Here is a 10,350-nt window from a genome sequence, read left to right on the forward strand (position 1 = left end):
GGACGGCCGTCCTCAGGCGCGCAGCGCCGTCAGCACCTCGTCCAGCATCTTCTTGGCGTCGCCAAACAGCATGCGGTTGTTGTCCTTGTAGAACAGCGGGTTGTCCACGCCGGCATAGCCGGAGGCCATGGATCGCTTCATGACGACGGACTGCCGGGCGCGCCAGACTTCCAGCACCGGCATGCCGGCAATCGGGCTGGCCGGGTCATCCTGGGCGGCCGGGTTCACGATGTCGTTGGCGCCGATCACCATGGCCACATCGGCCTCGGGGAAGTCGTCGTTGATCTCGTCCATCTCCATCACGATGTCGTAGGGCACCTTGGCCTCGGCCAGCAGCACATTCATGTGGCCGGGCATGCGCCCGGCCACGGGGTGGATGGCGAACTGCACCTGCACGCCCTTGGCGCGCAGGGCCTTGGTGATCTCGTTGACCGTGTGCTGGGCCTGGGCCACGGCCATGCCGTAGCCGGGCACGATGATGACGCGTTTGGCTTCGCGCAGCAGGTCGGCCGTCTCCATGGCGCTGATGGCGGTGACCTCGCCCTGGGGCTGGGCGGTGGCATTGCCCGTCTTGGCCGGTGCGCCCGAGCCGAAGCCGCCGGCAATCACGCTCAGGAAGTTGCGGTTCATGGCCTGGCACATGATGTAGCTCAGGATGGCGCCCGAGGAGCCCACCAGCGCGCCGGTGACGATCAGCAGGTCGTTGCCCAGCATGAAGCCGGTGGCCGCTGCGGCCCAGCCCGAGTAGCTGTTGAGCATGGACACCACCACGGGCATGTCGGCACCGCCGATGGCCATGACCATGTGGATGCCGAACAGCAGGGCGATGGCGGTCATCACGACCAGCGGCAGCATGCCCTGGGCGATGCCCTCGGCACGCAGGAATTCGCGGCCGAACCCGATCACCAGCAGCAGTGCCGCCAGGTTGAGCCAGTGGCGCGCCGGCAGCAGCAGCGGCTTGCCGCCGATGCGGCCGTTGAGCTTGCCGAAGGCAATCAGCGAACCTGAGAAGGTCACGGCACCGATCAGGATGCCGACATAGATCTCCACCTCGTGGATCAGTTGCTCGGCACCTTGCAGCGGGGTGGAGGTGTCGACATAGCTAGCAAAGCCGACCAGGCAGGCGGCCAGGCCGACCAGGCTGTGCATCAGCGCCACCAGCTCGGGCATCTGCGTCATCTTCACGACCTTGGCCGCGTACAGGCCGATGCCGCCGCCGACGACCAGGGCGCCGACGATCCAGGCCATGCCCTCGACACTGACGCGCGGGCCGAACACGGTGGCCAGCACGGCCAGGGCCATGCCGACCATGCCGAACAGATTGCCGCGGCGCGAGGTTTCGGGGTTGGACAGGCCACCCAGGCTCAGGATGAACAAAATGGCGGCGCCCAGGTAGGCCACCGTTGCGAGACTTTGGGACATGGTGTTGCTCTCTGGTGCTCGTGCTTGTTATTTGCGGAACATGGCCAGCATGCGGCGCGTGACGGCAAAGCCGCCGAACATATTGATAGCTGTCAGCACAAGCGCAGCAAGGGCCAGCCAGCGAATTAGTTCATCCGGCCGTCCCGTGCCGGCCGTGCCCGGCGGCGCAATCTGCACCAGGGCGCCGAGGGCGATGATGCTGGAGATGGCATTGGTCACGCTCATCAGCGGCGTGTGCAGGGCCGGCGTCACGTTCCAGACCACCATGTAGCCGATGAAGCAGGCCAGCACGAACACCGTGAAGTGCCCCAGGAAGGCCGCCGGCGCATAGGCGCCGATGCCCCAGAACGCCAGGGCCACCACGGCAAACAGGAGGGCCAGCGTCTTGGCCGGCAGCGGGCCGCTGCTGCCGTGGCCGCCTTTCTTCTTGGTCTCGGCCGTCGGCGTGGCTGCGGTGGTGGCGGTCGGTGTGGGTTTGGGTGCGACCACCAGCGGGGGCGCTGGCCAGGTGATGGCGCCGTCCTTGATCACTGTGAGGCCGCGGATCGCGTCGTCCTCCATGTTGACCACGGCCACGCCGTTCTTGGCCTTGCACAGCTCCTCGGTCAGGCGCAGCAGGTTGGTGGCGTACAGCGTGGACGACTGCTTGGCCAGGCGCGAGGCCAGGTCGGTGTAGCCAATGATGGTGACGCCATAGCGCACCAGGGCTTCGTCGGCCACGGTCAGCTCGCAGTTGCCGCCTTGTTCGGCAGCCATGTCCACGATCACGCTGCCGGGCTTCATGCTGCGCACCATCTCGGCCGTGATCAGCTTGGGGGCCGGCTTGCCGGGGATCAGCGCCGTGGTGATGATGATGTCGGCATCCTGGGCCTGCTGTGCATACATCTGGCGTTGCGCGGCTTGGAAGCCCTCGCTCATCACCTTGGCGTAGCCGCCGCCGCCCGCGCCGTCTTCCTCGTAGTCGACCTTGACGAACTCGCCACCCAGCGAGGTGACCTGGTCGGCCACCTCGGCGCGCGTGTCATTGGCGCGGACGATGGCGCCCATGTTGGCGGCCGTGCCAATCGCCGACAGGCCGGCCACGCCGGCCCCGGCAATGAACACCTTGGCCGGGGGCACCTTGCCGGCTGCGGTGATCTGGCCGTTGAAGAAGCGGCCAAAGGCGTTCGCCGCCTCGATCACGGCGCGGTAGCCGGAGACGCCGGCCATGGAGGTCAGCGCATCCATCTTCTGGGCGCGCGACAGCGTGCGCGGCAGCGCATCGATGGCCAGCACCGTCACCTGCCGGGCGGCCAGCTGCTGCATCAGCTCGGGGTTCTGTGCCGGCCAGATGAAGTCGATCAGGATCTGGCCGGGGTGCATCAGCGCGACCTCGTCGGCCGTGGGCGGGCGCACCTTGAAGACGATGTCGGCGGCCTGCCAGACCGCGGCGGCATTGGGCAGCACCTCGGCCCCGGCAGCGCGGTAGGTGTCGTCGCTGAAGTTGGCGGCATCGCCGGCGCCGGTCTCGATGGCGACCGCAAAGCCCAGCTGGCGCAGTTTTTCCACCACATCGGGCACGGTGGCCACGCGCTTTTCGCGTGGGAAGGTTTCGCGGAGCACCCCGATGCGTTGCGGGGCGGGGTGGGCGGTGTCTTGCGTCAAGGCCGTCTCCTGGTGTTGTGTCATCGGTACGTGCGCCCGTCAGGGCGCAGGGCAGCAACCGGGCTGCTCTTGCGATGCACTCTACGGGTGTCGCTGCAGAAAAGATAGGCGGGCTTGCGGGGTGTCGTTGATTTGCCGCGGCGCGCGGCCCCTCCCCGGTTGGGTGTCCCGTATGCGCCATGGTGCCGCTGGGGAGTGCCTGCTGGGTGATCCAGGGAGCGACTGTTAATGCGTTCTGGGTATATGCAGCGTATTTTTTATTTGTTGGGATTTGAAGGACGCCTGCGGATACTGCAGGACATCAGCGCGCACCCCCAGGTCGCGTGATGCACAAACCCTCAGGAGGCAAGACCCATATGTTCCGTTTCAATCCCCAGCGCCGCGCTGCCGTGGCTTTCACCCTGGCACTGGCCAGCCTGGCCGCCAGCCCCGCCATGGCGCAGGACGCCAGCAAGCCCCAGCTCGTCATCGGCGGCACGGCCGGCTCCAACATCGACCAGCTGCAGTCGGGCATCGTGCCCCTGCTCAAGGCCAAGGGCTACAAGGTCAAGCTGGTGGAGTTCAACGACTACGTGCAGCCCAACCTGGCGTTGGCCGATGGTTCACTCGATGCCAACTTCTTCCAGCATGAGGTGTATTTCAACCAGTTCAAGGGTGACCGCAAGCTGGACCTGAAGGCCCTGGTGCAGGGCCCGATCGCGCCCATGGGCGTGTATTCCAAACAGCGCAAGAGCCTGGCGGAGCTGAAGGAAGGCGACCGCGTGGCCCTGCCCAACGACCCCAGCAACCTGGCGCGCGGCATCCTGCTGCTGCAGCAGGCCGGGCTGGTCAAGCTCAAGGAGGGGGTGAACCCGCTGCGCGTGTCCGAGCTGGACCTGGCTGCCAACCCCAAGAAGATCAAGCTGGTGCCGCTGGACGCCGCCCACCTGCCGCGGGCGCTGGAGGATACGCAGTTCGCCATCATCAACGGCAACTTCGCCATCTCCTCGGGCCTGAAGCTCAGCGATGCCGTGCTGCTGGAAAAGACCCCCGACCACTACCTGAACGTGGTGGCCGTCAAAACCAAGGACCAGGGCGCGCAATGGGCCAAGGACCTGGAACAGGCCTTCCGCTCGCAGGAGTTCAAGCAGGTGGTGGACAAGCAGTTTGCCGGCTATGCCAAGCCGGCCTTCCTGCAGTAACGATTTTCTTGGCGTGTGTGAAAGTACTTGGGCTGCCTTCGGGCAGCCCTTTTTTATGGCTCAGGCGCAGCGGGCCAGGACCTCGGCCTCCAGGTGCGCGAAGGCGCGCCACTCCAGGGCCTGCAGCTGCGCCACCTGGTCGCGGGGCAGATCGTGGGTCAGCGCGGCTGCGCCCAGGTCGCTGAGCACGGCCTCGCCCGTGGCCGGGTCCCACAGGATGTTGTGGGCGTACAGGTCGCCATGCAGCACGCCGTGGTCGTGCAGGCGCTGCACCGCACTGCGCACGTCGGCCAGCAGGCGCTGGGCGGTGGCGGGCGTGAAGGCCGTGTCCGGCGCATAGACATCGCGCGTGCAGCTGTCCAGGCTGGGCGGGCCGGCCAGGTTGCGCAGGCTGGTCGGCAGCAAGGGCAAGGCCATGGCCAGCCGACCGTCCGGGTGGCCGTCCACCCGGGCCAGGGGCGTGAGGAGCTGCGGGTGCTGGCCCGCGGCCAGGCCGGCCGCCAGTTCGGACTGCGGGCTGCCGTCGCTGGTGGCGGCGGCCTTGAACACCTTGAGCGCGATGGCTGTCCCGCTGTCGTTGCAGGTGGCCTGGTGGATGTGGCCGCTGGCGCCTTCGCCCAGTTGTGCACCCAGGCTGAGTTGGGGATAAGAAATGGCCGTTTGCGCAGATACAGCCAGCGCGGACAGCTCACTTTCTTGCGTCAACGGGTTGCCAGCGATCGCCACCCAGGCCAGCGCCGGCAGCTGCCACAGCGTGGCGGGCAGCGTGGTGAAGCGGTTGCCGGCGATGCGCAGCAGCTCCAGCCTTTGGCAGGCGCGCAGGTCCGGCAGGTCCGTGAGCTGGTTGCACGACAGCATCAGCTTTTGCAGGCGTAGGCGCTGGCCCAGGCTGGCGGGCAGCGCACGGAGCTGGTTGTCGGTCAGGATCAGCCAGCGCAGGCGCGGTGGCAGGCTGGCCTCGGGCACATGGGCAATCCGGCAGGCCTTGAAGCCCACCATCTCCAGCGCGGGCATCTGGCCCAGCACCGCCGGCAGTTCGGTGAAGGGGTTGTGGGAAGCAAACAGGATGCGCAGTTGGTGCAGACGTGGCAGGTCCGCGGGCAGCTGCTGCAGCTGGTTGTGGGAGAGGTCCAGCACCTCCAGCGAGTCGGCCAGCGCATACAGCGCCGGTGGAAACTCCGTCAGCGCATCGCTGAGCTGGATGTGGCGGGCGCCGGCCAACCGGCCCTCGGCCAGCTGCGCGTGAAATTGCTTGAGCGTCATCATGAGGGCCGCAGTCTAAGCGCGGCACAGCGAATAAAAATCTGAACAACCTGCCGGCCTTGGTGCAGGCCCTGGCACAGGCGGGCGGCGACGGACTGGATGGACCTGCCTGCGGCGCTCCACCGCCAACTGTCATCGGGCCGCACAGACCGACCCCTGCGCGATCCTGCTGCAGCCTGGCGCCCGTTGCCTGGTGCGTCCGGGGACCGATGCGCCGCGCATGGGGGATGTCCCTTGGCTGCCCGTGGCCGTGCTGCACCAGAGGGACTGGCGCCAACCTCTGCTGCAACTGCTGCAGGCGGAGCTGGGCCACAGCCCGCGCTTTGCCCCGCAGGATGCGGTGATCTGGGCGGATGCACAGGTGCCCGCACCGCACTGGCCGGACCGCCCTGGGGATGCGCCGCAGCGGCTGCAGTTCTGGCACCTGGGCCTGCAGGCCCATGCCTGGATGGCGATGCAGGTGTGCCAGCCCACTCCCATCAGCCGCGCTGCGCGTGTGCGAATGGCGGCTGGGCTGCCCGTTGCCCCCGGCATTGCGCGATTACTGGTTGCACCTTGGGGTGCAGGATTGGGCCGAGGGCCTGTTGGCGGCCGCGTGGGAGGGCCAGGCGCCCGGGAGGGACTGGGCCGCCATCGGCCCGGTGCAGGTGGTGTTTCCCGGCGTGATGGACATCGTGGCCATGGCCGATCCGCAGGACGCCGCCACGCTGCGCGCCGGCATCGCGGACCTGGTGGCCTTTGGGGACTACCTGGGCAATGGCAAGCTGTGGTGCTTCAGCCGGACCGACGGCGCGGTCTGGTACCTGGACCACGACAGTGCGCCGCTGCTGACCCGGGTGTTTGACGACGTGGGCGACTATCTGGATGCGCTGGCCCTGATGGCCTTGTGCACCGCCCAGGCCACGGCACAGGGGCGGGACGATGGGGACGCGCAGGCCGAGGTCTGGCTGTCGGTGCGCTGGGGCCCGGCCATGGTCCGCAAGTGGATGTACTGACGGCTGGGGCCCCTGCCTTGGTGCGGCCCGCCATGCACTCCGGCGCCTGCAGGCGCCGGATTTCCGAGCAGGCCAGGGCCAAGCCCTGGGCCATGGCCATGCGGCCCTCAGGACGCCGGCTGGATGCGGGTGATGACCAGTGCGCCGGCCTGGTCTTCCACACGGAACCGCACCGGGTCACCGGGCTTGAACTGGGCGGCCTGCTGCGCGTCCTGCAGGCCAAACACCATGGTCATGGGCGGCATGTCCAGGTGGGTGATGGCGCCGTGGCGGATGGTCAGCTTGCCGCTGCGGGTGTCGACGCGGGTGATGACGCCCTCGGTCAACGCCGGGTCGGCCGCCGCCGCTGGCGCAGGGCTGGTGGCCACCGCTGCGGGCGCATGGTGGCTGGCATGGTCCTGTGCCTGTGCCGTCGCCAGGCTCAACAGCAGACCGGCAGCGCAGCCCAGGCTGCGCAGGGTGGAGAAGGTGGACATGGCGGGACTCCTCTTCAACGGTAGCTGGTGAAGACGCGGGTGCTGACGTTGCTGCCCATCAGCGACTTGGTGACCAGCAGCACGTCGTACGGGTCCTTGCGGCCGCCGTATTCGGGGCCGTCCATGCCGGGGCTGCCGATGGGCATGCCGGGCACGGTGATGCCCAGCGCCTTGGGCTTGTCCTTGAGCAGCTTGTGCACGTCGGCGGCGGGCACATGGCCTTCGACCAGGTAGCCGCCGACCAGTGCGGTGTGGCAGGAGCCGTACTGCACGGGCAGGCCCAGCTTGGCGCGCACGGCGCTGTTGCCGCTGTCGTGCACGGTGACGGCAAAGCCGGCCTGCTCCATCAGCACGATCCAGTCCTTGCAGCAGCCGCAGTTGGGGTCCTTCCAGACTTCCATGGGGATCTTGGCGGGCGAGGCGGCCAGGGCCGGCAGGGCGGCCAGACCGGCGGCGGCGGCCAGCAGGTGCAGGGCGTGGCGGCGGGTGGTGGTTGGGGTGTGCATGGTGGGTTTCCTTTCAGGGACAACGGTGTTCAGGGGGTGACGGTGAAGCGGCCTTGCATGCCGGCCTGGTAGTGGCCGGGAATCAGGCAGGCAAAGTCAAAAGTGCCGGGGCGGTTGAAGTGCCAGACCAGGTCCTCGCGCTCGCCCGGGGCCACATGCGCCATGTACGGCTCGGCATGCGCCATGCCGGGGAACTTCAGCATCAGCGCCGCGTGTTCTTGCAGCGATGCGGCGGTGCCCAGCACCACCTCGTGCAGGATCTGGCCGCGGTTTTCCACGCGCAGGCGCAGGGTCTCGCCCTGGCGCACGCTGAAGTGGTCGGGCTCGAAGCGCATGTCGTCCGTCATCCGGAGGGTGAGGGTGCGCAGCCCGGGCCGGGCATCGCCGGCGATGCCCCAGGCTTTTTGTTCTGGCGGCACCGCGGTGGCAGGATTGGCCGGGGTGTGGGCCGCATTGCCATGGGCAAAAGTGGCTGTAGCGCATGCCAGTAAAGCGCTGGCAGCTATGTATTTCAGAGTGTGCATGATTGGCTCCGGCATCAATGGTGGGCAGGGCCGTGGCCGGCTGCCGGTTTGCGTACGCTGGGGGCGCCCGGTGCCTGGCCGGGCGGCGTGGGGCGTGGTGCCTGCGCCTCCAGCGGGGCGCCCTGCCAGGCATAGGCTTGCGTGCCCCGGGGTTGCGCGTACCAGCCGGGGTCGCCGTAGTCGTTGGCGCCCAGGCCCTTGCGCACCTTGAAGCTGGTGAACATGCCGCCCATCTCGATGTTCCCGTAGGGGCCTTTGCCCGTCATCATCGGGAAGGTGTTGTCGGGCAGGGGCATTTCCATGGCACCCATGTCGCCCATACCGCGCTCGCCCATCAGCATGTAGTCGGGCACGATCTTCTGGATCTTGCCCACCAGGCCACGGTGGTCCACGCCAATCATGGTGGGCACGTTGTGGCCCATGGCGCCCATGGTGTGGTGGCTCTTGTGGCAGTGCAGGGCCCAGTCGCCGGGCTCGTCGGCGATCAACTCGATCTGCCGCATCTGGCCCACGGCCACGTCGGTGGTCACCTCGGGCCAGCGGGCGGACTTGGGCACGGGGCCGCCGTCGGTGCCGGTGACCTCGAACTCGTGGCCGTGCAGGTGGATGGGGTGGTTGGTCATGGTCAGGTTGCCCACACGGATGCGCACCTTGTCGCCTTGCTTGGCCACCAGCGGCGTGATGGACGGAAAGGCCCGGCTGTTGAAGGTCCAGATGTTGAAATCCGTCATCTCGTTGATGCGCGGCGTCATGGCCCCGGGCTCCACGGCATAGGCGGCCAGCAGGAAGGCGTAGTCGCGCTGCACGTCGGCAATCAGCGGGTGGCGGCCTTTGGCCTGCACGTTCGGGTGGGTGATCCACAGGCCCATCATGCCCATGGCCATCTGCACCATCTCGTCCGAATGCGGGTGGTACATGAAGGTGCCGGGGCGCGCGCCGTGAACTCGTAGACAAAGGTCTTGCCCGGCGGGATGTGCGGCTGGTTCAGGCCGCCCACACCGTCCATGCCATTGGGCAGGCGCTGGCCGTGCCAGTGGATGGTGGTGGCCTCGGGCAGGCGATTGGTGACGAAGATGCGCACTTGGTCGCCCTCGACCACCTCGATGGTCGGTCCGGGCGACTGGCCGTTGTAGCCCCACATGTTGACGAAGAAGCCCGGCGCGACCTCGCGCACCACGGGCTCGGCCACGAGGTGGAACTCCTTGACGCCGGCGTTCATGCGCCAGGGCGTGGTCCAGCCGTTCAAGGTGACCACCGGGTGGTAGGGCCGGCCATTGGGCGGCGTCAGCGGCGCGGCCGTGTCGGCGTTGCTTTGCAGGACGGGTTCGGGCAGAGCCGCCATGGCGACCCGGCTGACGGAGGCTGCAGCCACTGCGGTGGCGGCGCCGGTGAAGAAATTGCGGCGGTTCATGCTCAGTGGCCTTGTGCAGGGGATTCGGACGGTGTGGCCGGGCTCGAGAGGCTGGCAGCCCCCGCGCCGGGAGAGGTGCTGTACAGCGCCAGTTGCAGGTCCACATCGGCCAGCCAGAAGTCGCGTTGGGCCTCGGTGGCGGTGGCCACGGCCTGGGTGGTGGCGCGGGCCTGGGCCAGTAGCTGCCAGGTGCTGATGAACATGCCGTTGTAGCGGTACACGGCCTCCTCCTGCATCTGCTGGGCCAAGGGCAATACCTCGGTGCGCTGCTGCTGGGCCAGGTCCCAGGCCGTGCGGTAGCGCAGCCAGCTGGTGCGCGCCTCGCTGCGCGCCTGCAGGGCCGCGTTGCGCAGCTGGGCACTGCGGTGCTGCAGCTGCGCGCGTGCGCCGGCTGTAGCCACGCCGCCCCAGTCGAACAGGGGCAGGGGCAGCTCCAGCTCCCAGCCGCGCGTGACCTCGTCGTGGCGTGTGGCGCGGTCGGTGGTGGTGTTGCGGCTGTAGCTGGCGCCGATGTCGCCAAACAGCGTGCCCACGCGGGCGAAGCCGTGGCGATCGGCCGTGGTGTCCAGCTCACGGCGCAGGGCGCGCACGTCCAGGCGCTCGCGCAGGGCGGTGGCTTCGGCATCGGCCCCGTTGTGCAGGGCCTCGGCCTTGGGCAGGGGCGGGAGGCTGTCCGGCAGGGCAAAGTCGGCCTGCGGGCCCCACAGGCCCATCAGGCGGGCCAGTTGCTCGCGCTCCAGGGTCGCGTTCAGGCGGGCGCGGGCCAACTGGCCGGCGGCGTCGTGCTGCACGCGCAGCTCCTGGGCCTGTTCCAGCTTGCTGAAGTTGCCGACCAGGGCCATGCGCCGGGCCAGCTCGCCGCCGGCTGCGGCGGCCTCGTGCATGCGTTCGGCGGCCTGCAGGCTTTGCTGCGCGGCCACGGCCGCAG

General features: G+C 68.4%; 9 protein-coding genes and 1 pseudogene. 2 read left to right on the forward strand and 8 right to left on the reverse strand.

All coding sequences use genetic code 11. The features are described 5' to 3' along the window. Nucleotides 1-12: 12 nt before the first annotated feature. Both pntB and SJH88_RS05050 read right to left on the reverse strand, forming a co-directional pair. The gene (pntB, locus tag SJH88_RS05045) at nucleotides 13-1,422 is read right to left on the reverse strand and encodes a Re/Si-specific NAD(P)(+) transhydrogenase subunit beta (protein ID WP_154163590.1); all 1,410 of its coding nucleotides are present in this window, start codon (nucleotides 1,420-1,422) and stop codon (nucleotides 13-15) included. Between the two features lie 27 nt (nucleotides 1,423-1,449). After that, complete coding sequence (locus tag SJH88_RS05050) at nucleotides 1,450-3,024, reverse strand: Re/Si-specific NAD(P)(+) transhydrogenase subunit alpha (protein ID WP_274753784.1); 1,575 nt, start codon at nucleotides 3,022-3,024, stop codon at nucleotides 1,450-1,452. 398 nt (nucleotides 3,025-3,422) lie between these two features. On the opposite strand from SJH88_RS05050, the gene SJH88_RS05055 reads away from it, so the two are divergent. Continuing rightward, nucleotides 3,423-4,247, forward strand: coding sequence for a MetQ/NlpA family ABC transporter substrate-binding protein (locus tag SJH88_RS05055; protein WP_042413291.1), 825 nt, complete (start codon nucleotides 3,423-3,425; stop codon nucleotides 4,245-4,247). Between the two features lie 60 nt (nucleotides 4,248-4,307). Here the strand turns inward: SJH88_RS05055 and SJH88_RS05060 are convergent, their stop codons facing one another. Further along, entirely contained in the window at nucleotides 4,308-5,513 is a 1,206-nt protein-coding gene (locus tag SJH88_RS05060; protein ID WP_274753773.1) for a leucine-rich repeat-containing protein kinase family protein, read from the reverse strand. Between the two features lie 437 nt (nucleotides 5,514-5,950). On the opposite strand from SJH88_RS05060, the gene SJH88_RS05065 reads away from it, so the two are divergent. Continuing rightward, complete coding sequence (locus tag SJH88_RS05065; protein WP_331699216.1) at nucleotides 5,951-6,505, forward strand: SMI1/KNR4 family protein; 555 nt, start codon at nucleotides 5,951-5,953, stop codon at nucleotides 6,503-6,505. Nucleotides 6,506-6,612: 107 nt separating this feature from the next. Here SJH88_RS05065 and SJH88_RS05070 read toward each other — a convergent pair whose 3' ends face one another. The 5 genes and pseudogenes from SJH88_RS05070 to SJH88_RS05090 form a co-directional block, all read right to left on the reverse strand. Continuing rightward, nucleotides 6,613-6,981 (reverse strand): copper-binding protein, encoded by a 369-nt coding sequence (locus SJH88_RS05070; protein WP_274753775.1) that lies wholly within the window; start codon nucleotides 6,979-6,981, stop codon nucleotides 6,613-6,615. Nucleotides 6,982-6,995: 14 nt separating this feature from the next. Then, nucleotides 6,996-7,487: a DUF411 domain-containing protein gene (locus tag SJH88_RS05075; protein WP_234688092.1), complete on the reverse strand. Its 492-nt coding sequence runs from the start codon at nucleotides 7,485-7,487 to the stop codon at nucleotides 6,996-6,998. 29 nt (nucleotides 7,488-7,516) lie between these two features. Then, on the reverse strand, nucleotides 7,517-8,011 hold the full coding sequence (locus tag SJH88_RS05080) for a cupredoxin domain-containing protein (RefSeq protein ID WP_274753776.1): 495 nt from the start codon (nucleotides 8,009-8,011) through the stop codon (nucleotides 7,517-7,519). Between the two features lie 14 nt (nucleotides 8,012-8,025). Continuing rightward, a pseudogene (locus SJH88_RS05085) lies at nucleotides 8,026-9,422 on the reverse strand (multicopper oxidase family protein). Nucleotides 9,423-9,424: 2 nt separating this feature from the next. Beyond that, nucleotides 9,425-10,350, reverse strand: a 926-nt coding sequence (locus tag SJH88_RS05090) for a TolC family protein (protein WP_274753777.1), incomplete at its 5' end; no start/stop codon positions are given.

Origin of the sequence: Comamonas sp. GCA5, assembly GCF_036541385.1 — a bacterium.
Taxonomy (GTDB): domain Bacteria; phylum Pseudomonadota; class Gammaproteobacteria; order Burkholderiales; family Burkholderiaceae_C; genus Comamonas; species Comamonas aquatica.